Source organism: Kribbella sp. NPDC002412 (assembly GCF_053592935.1).
Map to the genome: position 1 here is coordinate 36,085 of NZ_JBSFBL010000008.1, position 23,854 is coordinate 59,938.

The window sequence follows — 23,854 nt, forward strand, 5'->3', positions numbered from 1 at the left end:
AGACCAGGCTCACAGCGTACGACAACTACTGAGAGAGATGGGATCCGCCATGGATTGGCGCCACCGGGCCGTTTGCCTCGATGAGGACCCGGAACTGTTCTTCCCCATCGGCAACACCGGGCCCGCGATCATGCAGATCGAGGAGGCCAAGCAGGTGTGCCGTCGCTGCGACGTGCGTGAGCAGTGCCTCGCATGGGCGCTGGAAGCCGGCCAGGATCACGGAGTCTGGGGTGGGCTGAGTGAGGACGAGCGCCGCGCTCTGAAGCGCCGCAACGCCCGCGCCCGCATCCGCACCGCCTGAGCAAGAACTTCGAGGCCCCGCGGACCATCCCGCGGGGCCTTTCGCTTTCCCCTACTCCTTGACCGGCAGGTCCAAGGTGACCTGGGCGCCGGACCGTCCGTCGTGGCGAGGGCCGAAGTCCAGGGTCCCGTCCAGCTCGCCGATCACCAGGGTGCGGACGATGGACAGGCCGAGGTTTCCGGACAGCTCCGAGTCGAAGTCGGCCGGTAGCCCGTGCCCGTCGTCGATCACGGTGACGCGCAGGCGGCCGACCGAACGCTCGGCCCACAGCTCGATGGTGCCGCTGGCCTCATCGCCGTCGCGCGACCGGAAAGCGTGCTCCACCGAGTTCTGCATCAGCTCCGTCAGCACCATCGCCAGCGGGGTCGCGATCTCGGAATCCAGCACGCCGAAGCTCCCGGACCGCTTGGTCTCGACCGAGGTGGCGACCGTGGACACGTCGGCCACCATCGCGCTGACCCGGTCGGCGACGTCGTCGAAGTCCACGTGCTCGTCGAACGACTCCGACAGTGTCTCGTGCACGATGGCGATCGACCCGACCCGGCGGACCGCCTCGGCCAGCGCGGCCTGGGCCTCCGGCACGGTGATCCGCCGGCCCTGCATCCGGAGTAACGCGGCGACGGTCTGCAAGTTGTTCTTGACGCGATGATGAATTTCCCGGATGGTCGCCTCCTTGGTGACCAGCTCCCGCTCCCGGCTGCGCAGCTCCGTCACGTCCCGGAGCAGGATCAGCGCCCCCACGTGCTGCCCCTCGGCGCGCAGCGGGATCGCGCGCAGGAACAGCGTCGCCTCCGGGTTCTCGATCTCGAGCTCCTTGGCCGCGCGCCCGGTCAGCACCGACGCCAGCACGTCGTCGACCTTGTGCCCGCTGTGCAGCAGTTCGCCGGTGATGTCCTTCAGCCGGCTGCCGACCAGGTCGGTGACCAGGCCCATCCGCCGGTACGCCGACAACGCGTTCGGGCTCGCGAACGTCACCATCCCGTGCCGATCGACCCGGATGCACCCGTCGCCGACGCGTGGCGTGGTGGACAGCAGCCGCTCCCCGCCGTACGGGAAGACACCGTCGGTGATCATCCGGGCCAGGTCGGTGGCGCTCTGCAGGTAGGCGATCTCCAGCCGGGACGGGGTCCGGACGCCGAGCAGGTTGGTGTTCCGGGCGATCACCGCGATCACCCGGGCGCCGCGCCGGACCGGGATCGTCTCGACCCGGACCGGGACGTCGTCGCGCCACTCCGGGTCGCCCTCGCGGCAGATCCGGCCACCGTCGTACGCCTGGTCCAGCAGGTGCCGGCGGCCGCGCGGGATGAAGCTGCCGACGATGTCGTCCAGGTACGCCGTCGGGCCGGTGGTGGGCCGCATCTGCGCCCCGGCCCAGAAGCCGAGGCCCTCGGTGTCGGGCAGCCAGAGCACGAGGTCGGCGAACGACAGGTCGGCCAGCATCTGCCAGTCGGAGACGAGCAGTTGCAGACGGTCCAGGTCGGCCTGGTCCAGGGTGGTGTGGTTACGGGCCACATCGGTCAGAGACGGCACGGTTCGATGCTACCGACGGCTTATACCAGTACCCGCGGTGGTCCACTCGACAAGTAGGTGTATCTAGGTGTTGATTGATCAGGCACGGATGAAAGGATGCTCGGGTGGAGTCGACGTACTGGCAGGACGTGATGGCCGCGGACTACGCGGTACCGCGCGACCGTGGTCTGACCGACCTCACCGAAGAGCTCGTCCGCGGCCTCGCCAGCACCAACCCGCAGATCCGGGACGCGCTCGCGTACCCGACGCTGGCCACCTGGCTGGAGCGCGGGGTGTACGACGACCTGCTGCCGGGCTTCGGTGACGGACTGTGTGCCGGGCTGGCGTACGGACTGGGTGAGGACGGCACGGACACCGTCTTCCGCCGGTCGTTCACCGCGCTGACCTTGGCGGAGGTGATCCACCGCGACAACGCCGAGTTCCTGGTGCACGACGAGGTGGTGATGCGCTGGGGCGACCGGCTGGCCACCTGGCTGCTGCGGGAGCGCGACCTGCGCGGCTACGTGCCGGACTGTGGCTGGGCGCACGCCGTTGCCCATGGTGCGGATGCGATCGGCGCGCTGGCCCGGTCACGGCACTGCGACACCGGAGTGCTCCGGGCGCTGCTCGACGTACTCGCCGACCGGATCGTGAAGGACACGCAGTACCGCTGGGTGCATGAGGAGCACGACCGCGTCGCGCATGCCGTGATGACGATCCTGCACCGGAACATGCTGACCAGCGACGAACTGGAGCGCTGGCTGAAGCCAGTGGCGGCGACTGCGGCCCAGCAGCCGTTGATGCACGAGACGTTGCCGGAGTGGCCCACTCCCCAGGTCTTCAACGCCCGCGGCGTTCTGCACGTTCTGCTGAGCCAGCTGGCGATCGGTGTGAAGGGCTTCCCGATCCCGGGTGACGACGAGCTGTTCGGCCGGCCGATCGAGGCCCGGGCGGACATGCTGCTGATGCTCACCGAAGCCGTGCAGGCCTCGCAGCCGTACATCTACCGCCCGGCGTCTACCCAGTCCTAGGTACGGCGACAGTCGCCACCACAGCCCGGTGATCGCTGCCCTCGATCGCGTACGTCGTGAAGCGAACCGGCTCGAGTTGCCGGGTGATCAGCACGTGGTCGATCTGCGTCCGCGTGACTGCCGGCCGGTCCGACGGCCAGGTCCCGACGAGTCCCGCGCCGGTCAGCGACGCGACGCTGCGGCAGTTCGAGCCGAGCGCGTGCCGGAAGTCCGCGTGATCCGTGGTGGCGTTGAAGTCGCCGGCCACGATCGTCGGCGGATTCTGCGCGCACCACTGCCGGAGGACGCCGAGGTCCTGCTTCCACGTGATCACCTCGTCCGGCAACGGCGGGAAGCCGTGGTACGCGATCAGCCGTAGCTCGCCGAGGTTCCCGCCGGTCACGATGATGTGGCCGAAGGTCGTGGCCAGCTGGTCGGCCTGGAAACGCACAGCACCCAGTGACGACGACACCAGCACGCTCGTCGCGCTCTCGACCGCCTTGCTCGGCTGCAGCGTGTAACCGTTGTACGCAAGGCCTTGCAGGTGCGCGCGGATGTCCTCCCGGACGTCGGCATGTGCCTCCGGCAACGAAACCAGGTCGGGCCGCCGTTCCTGGATCACCTTGGCCACCGCGCCGGCGTCGGCGCCGCCGCCGAGCACGTTGGCGACCATGATCGTCAGCACCCGCGACCCTTCCGGCGGCGGATCCGCGTCCGAGAACTGCCGCGGAGCTGTCAGCACGGCGCCGGTCAACGCCAGGCCCAGAACGAGTACGGCGGCGATGCGCCATCCCCGCCGTACCAGCATGAGCAGGCCGAGCAGGAGCAGAACGGCCAGCCCCTGTGGGCGAAACGCCACAAGTTGCGCGAACGGGGTGACCTCGTCCAGTCCGTACAGCTCCGGATACAGCGGGACGGCAACGATCAGCAGAAAGAGAACGGACAGCACGAGCCGCCGGACGAACCATGCTCGTTCGTTATCCATGAACCACCTTGAAGATCTGGTCCCGTGTCGGGTCGAACGGTAGCGTGCTCCGTTGCGCCTGTGTCCCGAGGAGGTTTGCAGTGTCCCGATTGTCCGCGGTCAAACCCGCGTACTGGATCTCCGGCGTCCTGCTGGCGATCGCGGTCGTGGTGCCGCTCCTGGTGTCGACCTACGCCAGGGACGAACCCCGCTTGTGGGGTTTCCCGTTCTTCTACTGGTACCAGTTCCTGTGGGTCTTCCTCTCCGCCGCCCTGGTCAGCATCTGCTACCGGCTGGTGATCACCGAGGAGCGCAAGCGACGGGCGGCGCAGGGCCTTGGTGACCCTGACAAGCCGGCCACGGCGAAGGAGGGCGACCAGTGAACCACACCGTCGACTGGGTGCAGCTGACCATCGTCGTCGTCATCTTCGGCGCCGTCACCGCGATGGGCTTCATGGCCGCCCGCTGGCGCAGCACCGGCAGCCTGGACAACCTGGACGAGTGGGGTCTGGGCGGCCGCGGTTTCGGCACCTTCATCACCTGGTTCCTGCTGGGTGGCGACCTCTACACCGCGTACACGTTCATCGCCGTACCCGCCGCGATGTACGCCACCGGTGCGATCAGCGGCTTCTTCGCGGTGCCGTACACGATCGTGGTCTACCCGATCATCTTCATCTTCATGTCCCGGCTGTGGTCGGTCTCGCACCGCAACGGCTACGTGACCCCGGCCGACTTCGTGCACGGCCGCTACGGCAGCAAGTCGCTGTCGCTGGCGGTCGCGGTGACCGGCATCCTCGCCACGATGCCGTACATCGCCTTGCAGCTGGTCGGTATGCAGGCCGTGTTCGAGACGATGGGCCTGGGCGGCGACAACCTGCTCGCCAAGGACCTGCCGCTGCTGATCGCGTTCGCGGTGCTGGCGGCGTACACGTACTCCTCCGGTCTGCGGGCGCCCGCGATGATCGCGTTCGTCAAGGACGGCCTGATCTACCTGGTGATCGCGGTCGCGATCTTCTACCTGCCGCACGTGCTCGGCGGCTGGGGCTCGATCTTCGACGCCGCCGAGGCCAAGCTCACCTCGACGAACCCGAACACCGGCAAGCCGGTCGGCGCGTTCATCCCGGGTGAGACGGGCTACTCGGCGTACTGGACCTTGGCCCTGGGTTCGGCGATGGCGCTGTTCATGTACCCGCACTCGGTGACCGCGGTGCTGTCGACCAAGAACCGCAACATCGTCCGGCGGAACGCCGCGATCCTGCCGGCGTACTCGCTGCTGCTCGGCCTGCTCGCGCTGCTCGGCTTCATGGCGATCAAGGCCAACGTGGACGTGAAGGGCCTGGACGGGATCGCGAACCCGCAGCTGGCCATCCCGCGGCTGTTCGACCAGGAGTTCCCGTCCTGGTTCGCCGGGATCGCGTTCGCGGCGATCGCGGTCGGCGCGCTGGTGCCGGCGGCGATCATGTCGATCGCGGCGGCGAACCTGTTCACCCGCAACATCTACCGCGACTTCCTGAAACCGAACGCGTCGCCGGCCCAGGAGGCGAAGGTCTCCAAGCTGGCGTCGCTGGTGGTGAAGCTGGGTGCGCTGGCGTTCGTGCTGACGCTGGACAAGACCCTCGCGCTGAACTTCCAGCTGCTGGGTGGAATCTGGATCCTGCAGACCTTCCCCGCGATCGTGGTCGGCCTGTACACCAGATGGTTCCACCGCTGGGCGTTGCTGGCCGGTTGGGCGGTGGCGATGGTGTACGGCACCCTCGAGGCCTACAACGTGGTCAACCCGGCGACCGGGAAGCACTTCGGCGGCTCGGTGACGAACATCCCGTTCACCGACACCCAGGCCTACATCGCGTTGACCGCCTTCGGGCTCAACCTGATCGTGGTCGTCGTGCTGACGCTGGTCTTCCGGGCGGTGAAGGTGCCGGACGGCGTGGACAGCACGCACGCCTCGGACTACCGCGCCGACCAGGGCGATCCGGGTGTGAAGGACCTGCCGGAACTGCTCGACGAGGGCGGCGCGGCCTCGGCCAAGTCCTGACCCGAACGATGGCGGTCCCTTCTGCGGAAGGGGCCGCCATCACTCTTTGCTGTTATGTCGACACGCTGCGGGATCAGCTTGCCCGGGATTCCGGGCCCGGCGCGGCAGAATCGCGAGGGTGTTGCTGGTCCTCCTCGTCATGGTGCTCGCCGCGGGTGCGGCCTGGGCGACCGGTGGACGCCTCACCAGCCTGGCCGACAACTCGCTGACCGGCGTGCACTGGCTGGCCGCGGCCGCGATCGGACAGTTCCTCGGCGCGATCATCGGCAGTACGGCGTACCCGGTCGGGCTGATCGGCTCCGCGGTCTGCATCGCGGTCTTCCTCCGCCAGAACCTGCGGCACCCCGGCGTCGGACTGCTTGCCCTGGGCTTCTTCTGCAACGCCTTGGTGGTCGCCCTGAACGGCGCGATGCCGGTCGCCGCCGACGCCCTGGTCCGCGCCGGCGTCGGTCCCTTCACCGGCTCACCGCGCCACGAGTTGTCCGATGCGGCGACCAGGCTGCCGTGGCTCGGCGACGTCGTACCCGTGGCCCTTCCCGGGCTCGGTCAGGCGGTCAGCCCAGGGGATGTCCTGATCGCCGCCGGCGCGGGCCTTCTCCTGTACGCCGGAATGGGCGGGTCGCACCGCATCCCGGCCCACGAAGCACCGGTCTGGGACGACCTGAAGCCCTGCGAGGGAACGCCTGCGCTGCTGCGCCTAAAAGCGGAAGCCCCGGCCGATCACCCTCCTGAGTGACTCGACCACCACCGGGTCGTACTCCGCCCCGATCCCCAACCCGATCGACTCCATAGCCTTCCCCGGCGACTGCCCGGTCCCCTCCCCCACCAACTGCTCATACGCCAACGCCACATTGACAATCCCACTCTCCAGGGGGATGTCGGCGTTGTTGGCCCGCCCCTGCCGGTACGGATCGTTGGAGTGCCGGACGATCTCGGCGACGTGATCCAGCACGCCGGAGCGCTCGATCACCGCGGCCCCGATCTCCGCCGCCCGCTGCCGCTCCTCCCTTGTCCGCAGCAACGAAGCTCCACCAGGACTGGGATCCGACAACGCCAGCTGGCCGACGCCCGACAGCAACGCCGCGTACTCCAGGGCCTCCATCCGCGACGGCGTCAGCCCCAGGTCGTGGCCCAGAGCAACCGCCAGCTGAGCTGTCCGCGCGTTCTGCCCAGGGCTGCTGAAACCAGCGATCTCGGTACTGCGGGCCATCGAGCGAACCGTGGTCCGGTATGTCCGCTGCGCGGAGGCGAACCGGCGAAAAGCGAACTGGGTCAGCAACAACGGCACCACCACGAGCGGAGGCGCCCACAGGCCCAGCAACGCCGTACCGCTGGCGAGCAGGATGCCGCTGATCCCCATCGCCAGCCCGATTCTGCCCATCACCGCGAGCTCGTCGCGCAGCGCCGCCGGGAACGGCCTGTTGTGGCGTTCGGTTGCCTGGCCCGCGCCGATCAGCGCATCGCTGATCCCCGCACTCAGGATGCCGAGGAGCATCGCGCCGGCCAGCCAGAGCGCGTCCTGCCAACGCCCGGTCCAAGCGAGGTCGTCGGGCGTCAGCGCTGCGAAGACCGCGGCGGCGCACGCCACCGAGATACCCCGCCGGCAGGACACGACGATGTCCCAGCCCAGTCCGGCGATTGCTCTCGGCAAGAGTCCCGCCAGGGTGGCGACCGCGGTCACCGCGATCACCTGCGCGACGTCCGGTGGCACGCCGACCTCGGGCCCGCGCAGCATGGCGTAGCCGAGCGCCGCGCTGGTGGCGATCGGAGCCCGGTTCCGGATCCGGTCGACCCGGAACTGCACCATCTCGCCGATCGCGATCAGCGCTCCGAAGGTCAAGGCGTACGACCATTCGGTCATCCCGTTCCGGGCCGTCAGCACGATCGCGATCAGGGCCAGGGCCGCGCCGCCGACCAGGATGACGACCCCACTGCCCATCCGGCGCAGCTCGAGGCCTTCCGTCACACTCCCGTTCGCCATCACTCCGGTCCTGCCGCGCTGCCGGTCGCGCCGCCGCCACTGCCGAGGCTGAGGTCGTCGTGGTCGATCGCCACCACCACGGAGCCGTCCGGAGCCGGCTGGTCCACGGTCTTCCAGCCGTGCTTCCTGATGACCGCGACGAAAGCGTCCACCAGGCGGGGATCGAAGTGCGTGTACCGGTCCTGGATCAGGATCTCCAACGTCTCCTCCACCCCACGGGCGGGCCGGTAGGACCGGGTCGAGGTCAGGCAGTCGAACGCGTCCACGATGCCGATGATGCGGGCGAAGTACGGGATGTTCTCACCGCTCAGGCCGGCCGGGTAGCCGCTGCCGTCGTACTTCTCGTGATGGTGCAGGACCGCGGACTTGACCTCCTCCAGAAAGGGGATGTTGCCGATCAGCTCCACCCCGCGGGCCGGATGGAGCCGGATCGCGTCCATCTCCGAGTCGTCCAGCCGGCCGGGCTTGCGGATGATGCTGGTCGGCACCCCGACCTTGCCGACGTCGTGCAGCAGCCCGGCATGCTCGAGCGCGCTCTGCCGGTCGGAGCTCAGCCCGAGCTGGCGGCCGAGCATCCCGACTCCCTCGCTGACCCGTTCGGAATGACCCCGGGTGTAGAGGTCCTTGGCCTCGATGACCTGGATGAACGCCCGCATGGTCGCCGCCTGCGCTCGCCGCTCGGCCTCGTACTGCGACAGGGCCCAGCGACTGACGTACAGCGGCACGAAGATGAGCAGGATGGACAGGAAACCCAGGCCGGACAGCCAGGCGACCGCGAGCAGCAGGCCGAGCAGACCGTAGCCGAGCAGGGACGGAGAGGTCGGCAACGCCACCTTGCGGAGGAAGGTGGCCGGCGTCGGATCACCCGGTTCGAGCGACAGCACCACGCACAGCAGCAGGGCGTTGACCACGAGCCAGGTCGCGTTGGCCGCGGTAGTAGTCCAGATCGCGTCCCACGGATGCGACAGCACCTCGTCGCCGATCGGGCCACCGGCGAAGTGGAACACCAGCCCGCCGGCCGCGGCGCAGATCACCGACTGGGCGCCGTTGAAGACTTTCTTGACCAACGGATGGCGACGATCCTGTGACAGGGCGCCAACGGCGACGACCAGGATCGCGGACCCCACGCCGGACAACAGATAGAGCGCAATGACGAGTACGTAGTCGAGGGACGTCCGGTAGACCTGTCCGACCCTGGGCCGGAGCACGGTTCCGGCCAGCATCAGCAGGCCCAGGCAGATGGTGGGCGCGTCAATCGTCGCGTGTGCTGCGGCAAGTCCGAGAATGGCAACAGCGAGGGTGGTCGTGGTGACAACCACCAGCCGAAGCAGCACCCGCCGGTTCACGCGCGCAACGCTACCTGGGTGGACGCCTCGGGACTACCAGTCCCAACCGTCTGCGAGCATGTCGCACCTCCTGTTCAGCGGTCGCAGTCTTGCGCCCCGCCAGAGGCGGCAGGGCGCAGGGGGGCAGACAGCACTTCGCTGACTGATCAAGATTTTGCTCATATCGGCTGCGCCGAAACACTGTAAGCCAGACCGTGACCCGCCGCACGAACTGAAGCGCCCCCCATGATATGAGAGACTGTGACTCTTTGCAGTTGTAACAAGGAGGCTTAGGAATGGGCAAGACCGGCCGCAAGCGCCGCGCACGCAAGAAGAAGGGCGCTAACCACGGTAAGCGCCCGAACGCCTGACCAAAGGCGGCTACAGACAGCGAGGACCCCGGCCAAAACCGGGGTCTTTGCAATTTGGTTACGAGCGGGTTCAGACCACCATTCCCTGTGGTTCTGCATTCGGAGCGTCCGCGCCCGAATACCCAACGCGATGTTCAAACGATCGTTTTGCGTTTGACCGCTGTGATCTGTGACACGGCGGCGATCGCTGCCAAACCGGTCCAGTCGGCGCTGCGAATATCACCAGCGCGTGATCGGTGGAGCCTCCTAGAGTTAGCTCCGGGATCCGGTACCGACCGTGCCGGACGGAGCGCGATGCGTGAGGGAGGTGGCGGGCGGTGGAGGAGGCGTCCGCGGACAGCCTGAGCGACCTGCTGCGCAGGTACCGGGCCCGGTCCGGCCTCACCCAGGCCGCCCTCGCCGAGAAGGCCGGCCTCAGCGAGCAGGCCATCAGCGTCCTCGAGCGCGGCACCCGGAGCCGCCCCCGCGTCGACACCGTCCGGGTACTGACCGCGGCCCTGGAGCTGAGCGCGGAGGAGACCGCGGAGTTCATGGCCGTCGCGCGCAGCAAACGCCGGAAGGCTCAGGCGCCGATCCAGGCGCCGGCCCCGGACGTCGACGTCCCGGCGGCGGACTCGTTGCCGATGCCCTGGCAGCTGCCGCCGGCCATTTCGGACTTCACCGGCCGGGCCGCGCAGGTCGAGGCCGTTCTGGCAGCCCTGCGCGATCCCGGCCGCAGCGGCTCGGTCGGCTTGGTCGCGATCACCGGAATGGGTGGGATCGGCAAGACAGCGCTGGCGGTCCAGGCCGCCCACAAGATGGTGGACACCTACCCCGACGGCCACCTGTACCTCAACCTCCGTGGGTACGGTCCCGGCGAGCCGATGACCACCTCCGACGCGCTGCGCCAGTTGCTGCGTTCCCTCGGGCTGGACCTGCAACTGATTCCCGAGGATGTCGAGGAGGCGACCGCGCTGCTGCGGTCACAGCTGACCGGCCGGCGTGTGCTCGTGCTCCTCGACAACGCGACCGACGTGCGCCAGGTTGTCCCGCTGCTCCCCGGCAGCCCCGGGTCGGCCGTGATCATCACCAGCCGAGGGTCGATGGCGACGCTGCCCGGTGCGCGACAGGTCCGGCTGGACGCGCTGTCGGAGACGGAGTCGGTCGAGCTGCTGGCGGGCGTCGTCGGCGCGGACCGGATCGCGGCCGAGCCGCAGGCAGCCGAGGCCCTCTCGCTGCTGACCGGCCGGCTGCCGTTGGCGGTGCGCCTGATCGGCGCCCGGTTGGCCGCCCGCCCGGCCTGGCCGATCCAGCACCTCGTCGACCTCCTGCACGACGAGGGCCGGCGGCTCGACGGCCTGGGCTCGGACGAGACCGGCGTACGGGCGAGCATCGCCAGCTCGGTGCAGTTCCTGGAGACCAGCGACCGCGTGCTCGATCGGGAAGCCGCCCGGGCGTTGCCGCTGCTGAGCGTCCTCGACGGTTCGGATCTGCTCACCGTCGTCGCCGCCCGGTTGCTCGACGTACCGGCCCGGCAGGCCGACGCCGTCCTGGAGCGCCTCGCCGATCTCAACCTGCTGGAGTCCGTGGCGCCTGAGCGCTACCGGTTCCACGACCTCATCCGCACCTTCGGCCGCGAGCTCGCCGACCAGTCGCTGACCCCGGCGGCGCGGGACGCGGGGCTGGAGCGCGTTCTGCGCTTCTACACGGGTATCGCCTGGGCGTGCCAACGGCTGACGCACGCCGCGAGTCCGCGGCTGTCCCTGGCCGTGACCTCGATCGGTTCCCTGCCTGCGCTCGGCCGGCTGGCGACCGCGGTGCGCTGGCTCGACGCCGAGCAGCGCAATCTGATGGACAGGTTCCATCAGGCCGCGGCGTCGTCGCTGGCCGGTTCCGCGCTGTTCCCGGAGCTGGCGCTCGCGATGTTCGGCTACAACGAGTACCGCTCGCGCTGGATGGAGATGCGCGACCTGTGCCGGATCGGCGCCCCGGTCGCGCGGCAGCTCGACTTGCGGTTGATGGCCGCCTGGCTCGAGCACGACAACGCCATCCCCGCAGTGGAGAACGGCAACCTCGAGCGCGGCGCGGAGCATCTCTTCACGGCGCTGCGGATGTTTCGCGAGCTGTCGGACGGCCCGGGCCAGGCTCGCTGCTGTTCCTCACTCACCCACGTCCTCGGCCGGCTCGGCCGGGTCGACGAGGCGCTGGAGCTCGGCAACGAGGCACTGCGGCTCAGCCGGCAGCTCGGCTACCGGACCGTGGAGGGCGTCTCCTACATCGCCATCGGCGGTCTCTACGACCGCAAGGGCGACACCGAGCGCGCCGATCAGGCGTTCGAGCGCGGGGTCGAGCTGGCGCGCGAGCAGGGTGACGGCCGCTCGCTGTGCAAGCGGTTCATCAACATCGGTTTCTCACACCTGCTGGTCGGCCGGCTGGAGGAGGCGAAGCCGCCGCTCTACGAAGGGATGAAGGTCGCCGAAGAAGTCGGGAACGACGATCTCGTCACCCAGGTCCTGCATTGCCTGGCCGCGGTCTTCGCCAGCCAAGGCGAGCACAAGAGAGCCCAGGAATATCTGGAAAGAGCGCTGGCGCTGTCCCGCCAGCTGGGCAACAGACTCCGCGAAGGGTGCTTTCTTCTCGAGCTCGGCAAGGTCAGCGCCGCGACCGGTGACACGGCTGCCGCGAAAGACCATCTGAACGCCGCGATCGCGATCCTGCACGGCCAGCAACCGCACTTCGAGACCACCGCACGCGAACTCCTCGCCCTCCTCGGCCGAGGCGACAGCTACACGTATGACTTCGATGATTCCGACGTGGTGTGACGGGAATTCACACGGCGTTCAGTCGGTGGTGGTGATGGTGGTTTCGACCTGGATTTGGGTGAGGCGGAGGAGGATTTTCTGGCGCAGCGCGTCGGGGGCGTGGTCGGAGCCGCAGGAACGGTGCACGAGTTTCTTCACGCAGCGCTCCAGGTCGTACTCGTCCAGGCACGGCGCGCACTCTTCCAGGTGCTGCCGGATCTCGTCGGCGCTGGCGTCCTGGAGCTCGTTGTCGATGAAAAGGTACGCGCGCTGCAGGATCTCGCTGCAGTCGACGTCGTGGTGCTCGCCGCAGCTCACGACTCCTCCTCGGTTCCGGTCTCGTCGGACGGGATCAGGCCCCGGTCGCGCGCGTAGTCGCCCAGCAGGTCACGCAGCTGGCGCCGGCCACGGTGCAACCGCGACATCACGGTGCCGACCGGCGTACCCATGATGTCGGCGATCTCCTTGTACGCAAAGCCCTCGACGTCGGCCAGGTAGACGGCCAGCCGGAAGTCCTCCGGGATCGCCTGCAGGGCTTCCTTGACGTCGGAGTCGGGCAGGTGCTCCAGTGCGACCGCCTCGGCCGACTTCAGGCCGCCGGGAGTGTGCGACTCGGCGGCGGTCAGCTGCCAGTCCTCGATCTCCTCGGTCGGCGACTGCGTCGGCTGGCGCTGGCGCTTGCGGTAGCCGTTGATGAACGTGTTGGTCAGGATCCGGTACAGCCACGCCTTCAGGTTGGTGCCGGGCGTGAACTGGTGGAACGAGCTGTACGCCTTCGCGAAGGTGTCCTGGACCAGGTCCTCGGCGTCCGACGGATTACGGGTCATCCGCATCGCCGCGGCGTACATCTGGTCGAGGAAGGGCAGCGCCTCGCGCTCGAAGCGCGCGGTCCGCTGCTCGGGTGTCTCGGTCGTGGTGGGAGTCGGCATCGGGATCGAGAATACCGGGGTCTTCCCGCCGGTCCTCGCCGGAGCCTCTCTCGTCGCCATCATGCACGGCACAACACGCCCGGGCGCGGGGGCATTCCCCGTGCGGCGGCGGTGGTCAGCCGGTGACCACTATCCGGACACCTCGCGGCTGACCCACTCGAACACGGCTTCGACCAGCAGCTGGTGGGCCTCCTGCTGGGTGAGCTCGGCGCGCTTCGGCACCTTGAACGAGTGGTCGGCATCCGGGACAACAGCCATCTCGGTGAGTGGCGGGAACTCCTCGGGCGTCCCGAACGGGTCCCGCTCCCCCTGCACCACCAACGTCGGCAGCCCGGCGCCCTGCAACTCGTCCACCCGGGACTTCTCCGGCTTCCCGGGCGCGTGCAGCGGAAACGCCAGAGCCAGTACGCCGGACGCCCCCAGACTGCTCGCGGTCCGGCAGGCCACCCGAGCGCCGGCGCTGCGGCCGCCGATCACCAGCGGCGTCCGGATCCGGAGCTGGCCGACGATCGCGATCCAGGCCTCATCGAGGATCTTCGGGCCGGGGGCAATCTTCTTCCCGGCGTGCCGCCAGGGCTGCTCGATCAGGAACACGTTGATGTCCTGCTTCGGCAGCCGGGACGCCAGCGCGGCCAGGTCGGCCGACTCGATCCCGCCCCCGGCGCCATGACCGAGGGCCAGCGTCGCCACCGGCCGCCGGGCCCGGTGCGCCACGATCCGGGCGTCCCCGTGCGGCGTCCGCACAATCCGTTCGTCGGTCACCGCCCCATCCTGTCATCACTTCGCGACCGATCGGCGGTGCCGGCGCGGTGCGTCAGAACAGCGGTGGTTCCTTCGGCTCCTCGGGTTTGTCGAGCGGGTCGACGCCGTCGGGTGGCAGCGGGTCGACCAGGTGCGGTCCGTTGTTCTTCACCGAGCTGACCGCCTTGGAGACGGCGTACGCCTCGAGGCGGCCGGGCGCGGCCGGGACCAGCAGGTCGAGCAGGTCGTCCTTGTCGGAGTTGAGGGGGTTGAGCCAGGCGTCGTACCGGTCGCGCTCGACGAGCAGCGGCATCCGGTCGTGGATGCGGCCGAGGTCGTCGGTGGACGAAGTGGTCAGCACGGTGCAGGTCCACAGCCAGGCCTCGTCGGACTCCGGGTCCTCGACCGTCTTGTCCCGCCAGATCTCGTACAGCCCGGCCATCGCCAGGATGCCGCCGTCGGCCGGGCGGATGAAGTACGGCTGCTTGACCGGCTTGCCGTTCACCTTCTGCTCGGACTTGTACCACTCGTAGTACCCGTCGGCGGGCAGGATGCAGCGCCGGGTCGCGAACGCCTTCTTGAAGGCCGGCTTGTCCGCGACCGTCTCCATCCGGGCGTTGATCAGCCGGTTCCCGATCGAGGTGTCCTTCGCCCAGGACGGCACCAGCCCCCACTTGACCGTGGTCAGCTTGCGCACCGTCTCCTCCGGCGCCTCGCGGTTCTTCCGCTCGACCACCGCGATCACCTGGCTGGTCGGCGCGACGTTGTAGTTCTCCCCCACCTCCTGCACGGACTCGCGCACGTTCCCGGCCTCGATCTCGAACTCGGCCACGAGGTCGGACGGATCCCGGCTGGACGCATACCTTCCGCACATACCGACAGCCTAGTCAGCCGCACCGACAGTGGAAGCGGACAAGCGGCGACGGATCGCCCACCCCGTGTCGGGCGATCCGCCGCCGGCCTGATGCGTCCGGGCGCCCCCCTGTAGGCGTCCGGACGCAGGTCCTAGGGTCTGGTGAGCTCGTCGAGCACTCTCCCGGCCATCGCGTCGGTTCCGGGCAGTCCCTCGATCCAGATCCGGGCCAGCTGGGGCACGTCGGTGTCCAGCCGCCACTGGGTGATCAGGGCTCGTACCGTCGCGACCTGCTCCGGCAGGTTCGGCTCGCGGCCGACGAGCGCCGCCGCACGGCGTGAGCCGACGCGGCCCAGTACGTCACCGCCGCAGAAGACGATCCGCAGGCACTCCGCCACGTCGACGAGCCGGAGTTCGCGGTCGAACGGCGTCGTCCCCGGGGGATTGAGCGGCTCGACAACCACCAGTGCGTGGGTCTGCGGTACGGAAGTTCCACGGTATTCGGCCTCTCGGTAGAGCTCGCCGAGCCGGGACCGCAGGTGCGCCAGGCTGGACAGCCCGGTCAGCGGGTCCTCGCAGGACAGCGAGTGGAGGTAGACCAGCGAGGCCTCGGCCCAGCTGGAACTGAGTGCGCGTACCGCGGCGAAAGCCGGCTCGCCCCCGGCGATCGAGCGGTACAGCGCACTCAGCCCATCAAGTGCCTCGAGCAACGAGACTCCGTCGGCCGCCAACTGCCGGCCGACCTCGTCGCTCGCAGGCACGACATCGGCTCCGTCCCGCAGCGCCTCGGCGATCGCGAGGTAGGCGCTGTGGTCGGTGCCAGCTGTGCCGTGCGAGTCCCTCCACTCGCACGGTCGATCGTCTGGAGACGACGCCTCCGGCCGGGTCCGGGCGGGCGACCCCGCCAGGTTCAGGGACTTGGCCGGACGCAGGTCGAACCGTCTGCGGATGTCCGCGAACAGCGACATGGCCCTCCTCGAACAGCCCCGTCAGTCTCCCGACCGGGCGGCCGGAAGCGTCGTTCCGGAGGTGAGACAGCGGGGCCGCGGGTTCATGACGCGGATTCGCCGAGCTTTTTTCCGCGTAACTTCCCGGCTCCCGATCTCGTCAGGAAAGGAGCACGGTTCCGCGTCAGGAATGGTGCGCCGCCGCGTCTCACGTGGGAACCTTGTTCCCGGCAACGACGTGACGGACGGTGACGTCGTCCTACGGACAGTCGTCGTGACACCCACGGGGAGACAGATGGAGACGCCGGAAGGACCGAGCGACGCCGAGTTGATCGCGCGTGTCCGCAACGGCGATCTGGAGGCGTACGGCGAGCTGTTCGGCCGGCACCACCACGCGGCCGAGCGGATGGCCCGCCAGCTGGTTCCGGCCAACGACGCCGACGACCTGGCCAGTGACGCGTTCGCCAAGGTGCTGGACGCGCTGCGCTCCGGTGGCGGCCCGGACATCTCCTTCCGCGCGTACCTGCTGACGACGGTACGGCGGGTGCACGTCGACCGGATCCGGTCCGGCCGGAAGGTCCAGGCGACCGACGACATCGCGTCGTACGAGCGGGAGCCGGAGACCTTCGACGACCCGACCGTGACCGGGTTCGAGAGCGGCGCGGCGGCCAAGGCGTTCGCGAGCCTGCCCGAGCGGTGGCAGGCCGTGCTGTGGCACACCGAGGTCGAGGGCGAGAAGCCCGCGGCCATCGCTCCCCTGCTCGGCCTGACCGCGAACGGCGTCTCCGCGCTCGCCTACCGCGCCCGCGAGGGTCTGCGGCAGGCGTACCTCCAGCAGCACCTGGCCGACGTGGCCGGCGACCGCTGCCGGTGGACTACCGAGCGCCTCGGTGCCTATGTCCGCGGCGGCCTGACCAAGCGGGAGAACCGCAACGTCCGCGAGCACCTGGACGACTGCGCGAAGTGCACCGCGGTCTACCTCGAGCTGGTCGAGGTCAACAGCGCGCTGCCGGCGCTGCTCGCCCCGGCCCTGCTGGGCACCGCCGGCCTCGGGTACCTGGCGGCCGCGTCCGGCGCGAAGGTCGGCCTGGTCGGCTTCTTCGTCACCGGGTGGAAGAAGGCCACGGAGAACAGCACGCGGACGGCGGTCGGCGCCGGAGCGGTCGTGGTCGTCGCGGTGGCCGCCGTACTCGCGGCCATCGCGCTCACTGGCAACGACACTCCCCCGGCGGCGATCAGCAACCCGCCGGCGCAGCAGCCGACCCAGCCACCAGGCACGCAGCCGACGGTCCCGCCGGTGAAGCCGCCGCCCACGAAGCCGCCGGCGACCCAGCCGACCACGGCTCCGACGACCGCACCGACGACTGCGCCGACCACCGAGCCGTCGGAGCCCGAGCCGACGCCGACCCCGACGCCGCCCGCGCCGACGACCACGTCCCCGTCGGCCACGCCGCCGGAGCCGACCACGCCGATCCTGGACGAGGGCCTGCTGACGATCAGCATGCCGCCAGGCGGTCGCGGGCCTGCCGTCGGCGCCGACGAGGCACAGGCTGAGGACGTCCGGTTCGTGATCACCATCAAGGCGCCGGCGCAGAACACCGATCCCGTTGTCATCGGCATCAAGTACGGCAAGGGCCTGACCTGGCCGTTGAGCGGCACCCCGCGCGGCTGGTCCTGCATCCCGTCGACCGGCACGTGCACGGCGAACAACTCGGCCGCGCCCGAGCCGCTGCCGGTCACCTTCGACGCCCCGACCGGTGGATCGCAGGCCGACCGGACCTTCACCGTCTCGGCCAAGACCGGCCGGCTGTACGACGACGACTCCGAGACCCTGACCGCCCCGCCGCGGACCGACGAGAGCCTGCTCAGGATCGTCGCCGGCAAGGCCGACCCGGACGTCCACCACCGCGTGCTGACCGTTGCCCCCGGCACGGATCGCCCGAGCGTGACGCTGAAGATCACGTACGGCGCCGCCCTCGAGTGGCCGATCGCGAAGAGCCCGGCCGGCTGGACGTGCAACGCCAGGACCCAGACGTGTACGGCGGCCAACCCGGCGAAACCGGCTCCGCTGCCGGCCAGCTTCGACGTCCCGGAGGACGGCTCGGCCGCGGCCCGGACGTTCACCGTGGCCGCGACGGCCGGACTGGTCAGCGACACCGACTCCGAGACGCTGGCCGGGATCCGGGCGGACGAGTCGCTGCTGCAGATCCTCACGCCGACGCCGGGAACCGACCCGAACCCGTTCGTCTACAACCGGTTCCTGAAGGTGAACGGGGTCGCGAACCGCCGGGTGACCCTGGACATCTCGTGGGGCCGCAACCTGTCCTTCCTGTCCGCGCTCGACAAGGGCTGGACCTGCTCGCGGTCGAGCGACGTACGGCGCGCCACCTGCTGGACCGAGAACTACGTCAAGCCGTTCAACTCCGAGTGGACCGCGTGGCTGCCGGGGACGGGATCGGCGAACCAGATCACCGTGCACGCCCTGGTCGGCGGCCGCGAGGACACCGACACCGTCCAGATCCCGCCGTCGACGACCCGGCGCTGAAATCGGGTTGCCGGCTGGCCTATTCTGGATGCGTTCGCGCTGACGGAACCAAGTAGCGCCGTACGCCAGGTCCGAGAGAGTCGCCGGCTGCTGTGAGGCGATACCTGGAGCGGTGACGAAGACACTCCTGAGCGACTGCACGGCAAGAGGCCGGGTCGACCCGATCCGGTGAAGGTGTGGTGGCACCGCGAGTTCCCCTTCGCCCACACCTCCGGGGTTCGAGAACAGACCTGGAGGTGACAACAGCGATGCGCATTCTCAGCCATGAGATCCCCTCAGCAGTGGGCCAGTCCGTCACGGTGGCCGGCTGGGTGCACCGAAGACGACGGCTTGCCGCCGTCAGTTTCCTGATCCTGCGCGACCGGTCCGGTTTGGCGCAGATCGTGATCAAGGAGCAGGCGGCACAGGCCCAGCTGGACGAGCTCGGTGAGGAGACCGTCGTCCAGGTGACCGGCACGGTCGCCGCCAACCCGCAGGCGCCGGGCGGCGCCGAACTGGTCGACGCGGTGATCGAGCCGCTGACCGAGCCGGCGCAGACACCGCCGATCGAGCTGTGGCGTCCGGCGGTCGGCGCCGGGCTTCCCGTCGTACTGGACAACGCACCGGTCGCGCTGCGGCACCCCGCCGTACGGGCCGGGTGGGAGATCGCCGCGGCGGCGTTGCTCGGGTTCCGTACGGCGCTGGACGGTCAGGGCTTCACCGAGATCCAGACACCGAAGATCGTCGGTACGGCGACCGAGTCCGGGGCCAACGTGTTCGCGCTGGACTACTTCGGCGGGCCGGCGTACCTGGCGCAGTCGCCGCAGTTCTACAAGCAGACGATGGTCGGGGTGTTCGAGCGGGTCTTCGAGGTCGGCCCGGTGTTCCGGGCCGAGCCGCACGACACGGTGCGGCACCTGGCCGAGTACGTGTCGCTGGACGCGGAGTTCGGGTTCATCACGGACCATCGCGACGTGCTCGTGATGCTGCGGTCGGCGATCGCGGGGATGCTGGCCGCGGTGGGCGAGCGGGCGGCGCCGGCGCTGGAACGGCTCGGAGTCGCGCTGCCGGAGATCCCGGTCGACGTCCCGGTGGTGCACTTCAGCGAGGCGCTGAAGATCGCCGGCGCGGACCCGGAGGAGCCGGACCTGGCACCGGCCGACGAGCGCGCGATCGGCGAGTGGGCACTGCGCGAGCACGGCAGCGAGTTCGTCGCGGTCGAGGGCTACCCGATGGTGAAGCGGCCGTTCTACACCCATCCGCAGCCCTCGGACCCGCGCTGGTCCAACTCCTTCGACCTCCTCTTCCGCGGCATGGAGCTGGTGACGGGCGGCCAACGCCTGCACCGCTACTCCGACTACGCAGCCGCCCTGGAGTCCCGAGGCGAGTCCCCGGACGCCCCGGCGTACAGCTCCTACCTCCAGGCCTTCAAACACGGCATGCCCCCGCACGGCGGCTTCGCCATCGGCCTGGAACGCTTCGTAGCCCGCCTGACCGGCGCGGAGAACATCCGTGAGGTGACCCTCTTCCCCCGCGACCTCCACCGCCTGACGCCGTGACGCGTTGCCTCCGCGGGGACAGCTGGTCCCCGCGGAGGCGCCTCCATGCATGATGTGCGCATGCTGAGTGAGCGTGCGGGGCAGGTGCTGGCGGCGATTGACGACGTTCGGATTGTCGACGATCTGCGGGAGTTGGTGCGGATCCCGAGCGTTGACGGGACGGCGGCGGAGAGCGACGTTCAGGCGTGGTGTGCAGGGCGGCTGGGGGAGCTCGGGCTGGCGGTGGATCACTGGCGGATCGACCTGCCGGCGGTGACCGCGGACCCGGAGTTTCCGGGAATGGAGGTCGAGCGGGAGCAGGCGTGGGGTTGTGTCGGGGTGCTCGGTGGGTCGGGGACGCCGGGGCTGATTCTCAACGGTCACGTCGATGTGGTCCCGCCTGGTTTGTGGCCGGACGGCGACCCGTTCTCAGGTCGCGTGGCGGACGGGGTGATGTGGGGCCGGGGGACGTGTGACATGAAAGGCGGGGTCGCGGCGATCTTCGGGGCGGTGGCGGCGATCGTTGCCTCGGGCATCCAGCTGCGGAAGCCGCTGGCGGTGCACACCGTGGTCGGCGAGGAGGACGGCGGCCTCGGGGCGTTCGCGACGCTGCGCCGCGGGCACACCGGCGAGGCGTGCCTGATCGCGGAACCGACCGCGGGCTGCGTGATCCCGGCCAACTCCGGGTCGCTGACCTTCCGGCTGGAGATCCCCGGCCTCGCGACGCACGGCTCGACCCGGACCCGCGGGGTCAGCGCGATCGAGAAGTTCGTCGTCATCCAGGCCGCGCTGCAGGCGCTGGAGGCCGAGCGCAACCGCGATCCGCACCCGATGCTCGCCCACCTCGAACTGGCGAACCCGCTGTCCGTCGGCACGATCCATTCCGGCGACTGGGCCAGCACCGTCCCCGACGTACTGGTCGCTGAAGGCAGGTACGGCGTACGCCTCGGCGAATCGCTTCCCGCTGCCCGCGCGGCCTTCGAGTCCGCAGTCGCCGAGGCGTGCGCCAAGGACGACTGGCTCCGCGACCACCCGGTCAAGGTCACCTGGCCCGGCGGCGCCTTCGCCTCCGGGCTGCTCCCGGCCGACGACCCACTCCTCACCGACACGCTCGCAGCGGCCGGTGATCCCGCGCCCGAGGTCAAGGGCGCGCCGTACGGCTCGGACCTCCGTCAGTACGCCGCCGCAGGCATCCCCACGCTGCAGTACGGCCCTGGCGACGTCCGCTACGCCCACGCGACCGACGAGCACGTCCGCCTCGACGAAGTCCTCCACGCGGCCCGCACTTACGCCCTCTTAGCCCTCCGGCGCTGCGGCTGATACAAAGTCGGCCATGGGACCGTTGCGGGGGCGTTCACAGGAGCTTGGACGGCTCCTGGAGGCGCTGCGCGCGGCCGGCGATGGGCAGGCGTCCCTGGCCGTCGTCACCGGCGAGCCAGGGATCGGCAAGTCCGCACTCCTGCGGGCAGCAGTCGAGCAGGCTGAGCGCCGCGGCTTCCTCGTTGCCACCGCGGCCGCACAGCAGACCGACAACATCAGCCCACTCGCCTCCCTCGCACCCGCCCTCCGCGCCGGCCAGCACCCACTGATCGACACAGAGCACTTCCTGGAGTTGGCCAGCCTCAACACGCAACCACTCTGGCTGGCTGAGCGCCTGGCCGACCTCATCGGCCGCCGCCTGGCGAGCAGCCCCGCGCTAATCGTGCTGGACGACGCTCAGTGGTCCGACCCGCTCACAGCCTTCGTGCTGCGCGTCGTCATCCCCCGCCTCTCCAGTGCGCACGTCCTCTGGCTCCTCGCGACCCGACCACACCCTGGCGGTGTGACGGACCAACTGATGGACGCCGTCCGCGCCCAGGTCCCCGTCCACGCCATCGATCTGACCCCACTGCCCCCGGAAGCCATCCAGGACATCGCGGCCGACCTGCTGAACGGCCCGGTCGATCCAGCTCTCGCTGTGCAGCTGGCCGGCGTCCACGGCATCCCGTTTCTCGCCGAGCAGCTCATCGCCGGCCTGTACCTCGACAACCCCGCAGCCCCGACCGGTCCGCTCCCGCCCGGTCTGGTCGACGGCGTACGGCGTCGTACCAGCGGACTGTCCGAGCAGAGCCGAGCGCTCGTCCGGGCAGCCGCGGTCTTCGGCAGCGAGTTCCGGCTGGAGGACGTCGCCGTACTCATGGCGGAGCCGGTGGCGAGGCTGACGGTGCCGCTGGACCAGGTGATCCAGGCCGGGTTGCTGACCGACACCGGCTCGGTACTGCGGTTCCGCCACGAGCTACTGCGGTCCGCTGCGTTGGCCGACGTACCGCCGTCCGCCCAGCGCGCGTTGCACGGCGCCATTGCCGACCAGCTGATCTCGGCCGGACGCGGAGCGGCTGCGGCGGCTCCGCACGTCATTGCGGTCGCCCAGCCCGGCGACGCCTCCGCTGTGGGCACCCTGCGCAAGGCAGCCCAGGACCTGCTCGCCACGATGTCGAGCACTGCCGCCGAGGTCATCCAGGAGGCCTTCGACCTCACCCTGGTCGACGAGCCGCTCCGGGCTGAGGTCGGCGCAGACGTGGTGGGCGTCCTGCTCGCAGCGCGCCAGTACGACCGGGCAAAGGCCTTCGCCGATGACCTGCTGAGCGGTACGGCGCTCTACCGCGGCCCGATCACCCCTGACCTCACCGCATCACTTCGTCTGTTGCTGGCACCCCACCAGTGGGCGACCGGCCGACTGGACCCTCAAGAGCTCACGGTCCGCAACGCTGCACCGCATCTCGCCGAGCGCCTGGCCGCCTACCGAGTCCTGGCCGGCGCAGAGGCTCCTGGCACAGCAGAGGACGCCGTAGCGCGTGCTGTCCTGCAGGTCGCCGCAGCCGAGCGTGCACGCGCTGAGGGCAGGTACGTCGAGGCCCGCGACCTGTACGCCGAAGCGCGGCAAGCCGGCACGGACCTGCCGGACACACTGGTCGAGGTGGGCGAGCTCTACTGCCGCGCCGAGACCGACGAGCTCCCGGCAGCGTTGGAGCGCGTACGGGAGCTGCTAAGCGCGGGCGACTCGTGGTCGGCGCCCCAGCTCGCCGTACTGCGGGCGCGGCTCGAGCTGGCCGCGGGCAACCTGCCACAAGCGGAGTCAGCCGCCAAGACCGGTCTGCGTTGGATGGCCGATCTGGGCGACTCGACCCAGGCGCCGGTGGCTCACCAGGTGCTCGCCTTGATCGCGCTGCTGCGTGGCCACCTGACCGAGGCCAGGGAGCTTGCGGGGCACGATCCGACGATCAGCGGGCTGCTCGCCATCGCCGACGGCGACACCAAGGCGGCTGCGCGGCTGCACGACGTACCGCTCGATTTTCCGGAGCGGACCGACGTGCTGCTGCAGGTTGACGCCGGGGAGCAGTTGGCAGCGCAGGCAGCTGCCACGCCGTCCGCCGCCTTCCGTGGCGCCGCTGAGCTGGTGGCGGCTGGCAACGACCGGCAGCGGTTGAAGGCCGCCACTGAGCTGTTGCGCGAGGCGCACCGACCGCTGCTGCTGGCCAGTGCCGAGGAGCGCTACGGCCGGGCTGAGCTCGAGGGTGGCGACCGCTCCACCGGCGTTGAGGTGCTGGAGCATGCACTCGACACGCTGACCGGGCTCGGCGCGACCGCGCCGGCTGGGCGGATCCAGGCGAGGCTGCAGGCGGCCGGAGTACGGCGACGTCGCTGGGCCGCCGTACCACCGCGGGCGCAGGAGGGGTGGGAGGCGCTCACTCCGATGGAGCGCCGGGTCGCGCTGCTGGTCGCCGAGGGGCACACGAACCGCTCGGCGGCGGAGGAGCTGGTGGTGTCCGCGAGCACGGTCGGCACGCATCTGCGGTCGGCGTTCGGCAAGCTGGGGGTCAACTCACGGGTCCAGCTGACCCGGCTCGTGCTGGAGAGGTTCACCCCTCCCCCAAACGCATGAGATTTGGGTGCAGGCACGTCCCGGCCGACCAGTTCGGGCGGTGAGAAGTTCAGCTGTTCGCTCGATACGGCGGATCGGCTTCAAGCGGTTTCCTTCTACACAAGCCAACCAGAAGGAGATCGAG

The 23,854-nt window shown here is 69.8% G+C and carries 20 protein-coding genes; 11 read left to right on the top strand and 9 right to left on the bottom strand.

Going from position 1 to position 23,854, the window contains the following annotated elements; all coding sequences use genetic code 11:
* Positions 1-49: 49 nt before the first annotated feature.
* Positions 50-301 (top strand): WhiB family transcriptional regulator, encoded by a 252-nt coding sequence (locus tag ACWCOV_RS08880; protein ID WP_012922773.1) that lies wholly within the window; start codon positions 50-52, stop codon positions 299-301.
* Between the two features lie 51 nt (positions 302-352).
* Here ACWCOV_RS08880 and ACWCOV_RS08885 read toward each other — a convergent pair whose 3' ends face one another.
* The gene (locus ACWCOV_RS08885) at positions 353-1,831 is read right to left on the bottom strand and encodes a sensor histidine kinase (RefSeq protein ID WP_449828661.1); all 1,479 of its coding nucleotides are present in this window, start codon (positions 1,829-1,831) and stop codon (positions 353-355) included.
* Between the two features lie 104 nt (positions 1,832-1,935).
* On the opposite strand from ACWCOV_RS08885, the gene ACWCOV_RS08890 reads away from it, so the two are divergent.
* On the top strand, positions 1,936-2,841 hold the full coding sequence (locus ACWCOV_RS08890; protein ID WP_449828662.1) for a DUF2785 domain-containing protein: 906 nt from the start codon (positions 1,936-1,938) through the stop codon (positions 2,839-2,841).
* Here the strand turns inward: ACWCOV_RS08890 and ACWCOV_RS08895 are convergent.
* Entirely contained in the window at positions 2,828-3,805 is a 978-nt protein-coding gene (locus ACWCOV_RS08895; RefSeq protein ID WP_449828663.1) for an endonuclease/exonuclease/phosphatase family protein, read from the bottom strand. The genes ACWCOV_RS08890 and ACWCOV_RS08895 overlap by 14 nt on opposite strands.
* Positions 3,806-3,885: 80 nt before the next feature.
* Between ACWCOV_RS08895 and ACWCOV_RS08900 the strand changes: the two genes are divergently transcribed.
* The 3 genes from ACWCOV_RS08900 (at position 3,886) to ACWCOV_RS08910 (ending at position 6,555) form a co-directional block, all read left to right on the top strand.
* Complete coding sequence (locus ACWCOV_RS08900) at positions 3,886-4,167, top strand: DUF3311 domain-containing protein (protein ID WP_449828664.1); 282 nt, start codon at positions 3,886-3,888, stop codon at positions 4,165-4,167.
* The gene (mctP, locus tag ACWCOV_RS08905; RefSeq protein ID WP_449828665.1) at positions 4,164-5,819 is read left to right on the top strand and encodes a monocarboxylate uptake permease MctP; all 1,656 of its coding nucleotides are present in this window, start codon (positions 4,164-4,166) and stop codon (positions 5,817-5,819) included. Before ACWCOV_RS08900 ends, mctP begins: the two co-directional genes overlap by 4 nt.
* 118 nt (positions 5,820-5,937) lie before the next feature.
* The gene (locus ACWCOV_RS08910; protein ID WP_449828666.1) at positions 5,938-6,555 is read left to right on the top strand and encodes a DUF5317 domain-containing protein; all 618 of its coding nucleotides are present in this window, start codon (positions 5,938-5,940) and stop codon (positions 6,553-6,555) included.
* Here the strand turns inward: ACWCOV_RS08910 and ACWCOV_RS08915 are convergent.
* Positions 6,517-7,800 (bottom strand): HD-GYP domain-containing protein, encoded by a 1,284-nt coding sequence (locus ACWCOV_RS08915; protein WP_449828667.1) that lies wholly within the window; start codon positions 7,798-7,800, stop codon positions 6,517-6,519. The genes ACWCOV_RS08910 and ACWCOV_RS08915 overlap by 39 nt on opposite strands.
* Positions 7,800-9,146, bottom strand: a complete 1,347-nt coding sequence (locus ACWCOV_RS08920) for an HD-GYP domain-containing protein (RefSeq protein WP_449828668.1) — start codon at positions 9,144-9,146, stop codon at positions 7,800-7,802. Before ACWCOV_RS08920 ends, ACWCOV_RS08915 begins: the two co-directional genes overlap by 1 nt.
* Before the next feature lie 275 nt (positions 9,147-9,421).
* Between ACWCOV_RS08920 and ACWCOV_RS08925 the strand changes: the two genes are divergently transcribed.
* Together ACWCOV_RS08925 and ACWCOV_RS08930 are read left to right on the top strand one after the other, a co-directional pair.
* On the top strand, positions 9,422-9,496 hold the full coding sequence (locus tag ACWCOV_RS08925; RefSeq protein ID WP_369759046.1) for a 50S ribosomal protein bL37: 75 nt from the start codon (positions 9,422-9,424) through the stop codon (positions 9,494-9,496).
* A 317-nt stretch (positions 9,497-9,813) separates the two neighbouring features.
* A complete protein-coding gene (locus tag ACWCOV_RS08930) occupies positions 9,814-12,297 on the top strand; it encodes an ATP-binding protein (RefSeq protein WP_449828669.1) in 2,484 nt (827 codons plus the stop codon).
* 18 nt (positions 12,298-12,315) lie between these two features.
* On the opposite strand, the gene rsrA is transcribed toward ACWCOV_RS08930, so the two are convergent.
* The 5 genes from rsrA to ACWCOV_RS08955 form a co-directional block, all read right to left on the bottom strand.
* Positions 12,316-12,594, bottom strand: a complete 279-nt coding sequence (rsrA, locus tag ACWCOV_RS08935; RefSeq protein WP_449828670.1) for a mycothiol system anti-sigma-R factor — start codon at positions 12,592-12,594, stop codon at positions 12,316-12,318.
* Entirely contained in the window at positions 12,591-13,205 is a 615-nt protein-coding gene (locus ACWCOV_RS08940; RefSeq protein WP_132207908.1) for a sigma-70 family RNA polymerase sigma factor, read from the bottom strand. The genes rsrA and ACWCOV_RS08940 overlap by 4 nt, the downstream gene beginning before the upstream one ends.
* Positions 13,206-13,334: 129 nt before the next feature.
* Positions 13,335-13,967: an alpha/beta hydrolase family protein gene (locus tag ACWCOV_RS08945; RefSeq protein WP_449828671.1), complete on the bottom strand. Its 633-nt coding sequence runs from the start codon at positions 13,965-13,967 to the stop codon at positions 13,335-13,337.
* Between the two features lie 52 nt (positions 13,968-14,019).
* Entirely contained in the window at positions 14,020-14,820 is an 801-nt protein-coding gene (locus ACWCOV_RS08950) for an SOS response-associated peptidase (RefSeq protein WP_449828672.1), read from the bottom strand.
* A gap of 131 nt (positions 14,821-14,951) precedes the next feature.
* A complete protein-coding gene (locus ACWCOV_RS08955) occupies positions 14,952-15,767 on the bottom strand; it encodes a hypothetical protein (RefSeq protein WP_449828673.1) in 816 nt (271 codons plus the stop codon).
* A 274-nt stretch (positions 15,768-16,041) separates the two neighbouring features.
* On the opposite strand from ACWCOV_RS08955, the gene ACWCOV_RS08960 reads away from it, so the two are divergent.
* The 4 genes from ACWCOV_RS08960 (at position 16,042) to ACWCOV_RS08975 (ending at position 23,730) form a co-directional block, all read left to right on the top strand.
* Entirely contained in the window at positions 16,042-18,291 is a 2,250-nt protein-coding gene (locus ACWCOV_RS08960; protein ID WP_449828674.1) for a sigma-70 family RNA polymerase sigma factor, read from the top strand.
* A 248-nt stretch (positions 18,292-18,539) separates the two neighbouring features.
* Complete coding sequence (gene aspS / locus ACWCOV_RS08965) at positions 18,540-19,829, top strand: aspartate--tRNA(Asn) ligase (RefSeq protein WP_449828675.1); 1,290 nt, start codon at positions 18,540-18,542, stop codon at positions 19,827-19,829.
* Positions 19,830-19,889: 60 nt separating this feature from the next.
* Entirely contained in the window at positions 19,890-21,128 is a 1,239-nt protein-coding gene (locus tag ACWCOV_RS08970) for an ArgE/DapE family deacylase (RefSeq protein WP_449828676.1), read from the top strand.
* Between the two features lie 13 nt (positions 21,129-21,141).
* Entirely contained in the window at positions 21,142-23,730 is a 2,589-nt protein-coding gene (locus tag ACWCOV_RS08975; protein WP_449828677.1) for an ATP-binding protein, read from the top strand.
* Positions 23,731-23,854: the final 124 nt, after the last annotated feature.

Bases quoted from the DNA above. Each gene is read 5' to 3' on its own strand.
- ACWCOV_RS08940 (WP_132207908.1), bottom strand. From the start codon at position 13,205: ATGCCGACTCCCACCACGACCGAGACACCCGAGCAGCGGACCGCGCGC.
- ACWCOV_RS08895 (WP_449828663.1), bottom strand. From the start codon at position 3,805: ATGGATAACGAACGAGCATGGTTCGTCCGGCGGCTCGTGCTGTCCGTT.
- ACWCOV_RS08955 (WP_449828673.1), bottom strand. From the start codon at position 15,767: ATGTCGCTGTTCGCGGACATCCGCAGACGGTTCGACCTGCGTCCGGCC.
- ACWCOV_RS08970 (WP_449828676.1), top strand. From the start codon at position 19,890: ATGCTGAGTGAGCGTGCGGGGCAGGTGCTGGCGGCGATTGACGACGTT.
- ACWCOV_RS08975 (WP_449828677.1), top strand. From the start codon at position 21,142: ATGGGACCGTTGCGGGGGCGTTCACAGGAGCTTGGACGGCTCCTGGAG.
- ACWCOV_RS08915 (WP_449828667.1), bottom strand. From the start codon at position 7,800: ATGGCGAACGGGAGTGTGACGGAAGGCCTCGAGCTGCGCCGGATGGGC.
- ACWCOV_RS08880 (WP_012922773.1), top strand. From the start codon at position 50: ATGGATTGGCGCCACCGGGCCGTTTGCCTCGATGAGGACCCGGAACTG.
- aspS (WP_449828675.1), top strand. From the start codon at position 18,540: ATGCGCATTCTCAGCCATGAGATCCCCTCAGCAGTGGGCCAGTCCGTC.
- ACWCOV_RS08960 (WP_449828674.1), top strand. From the start codon at position 16,042: ATGGAGACGCCGGAAGGACCGAGCGACGCCGAGTTGATCGCGCGTGTC.
- ACWCOV_RS08950 (WP_449828672.1), bottom strand. From the start codon at position 14,820: ATGTGCGGAAGGTATGCGTCCAGCCGGGATCCGTCCGACCTCGTGGCC.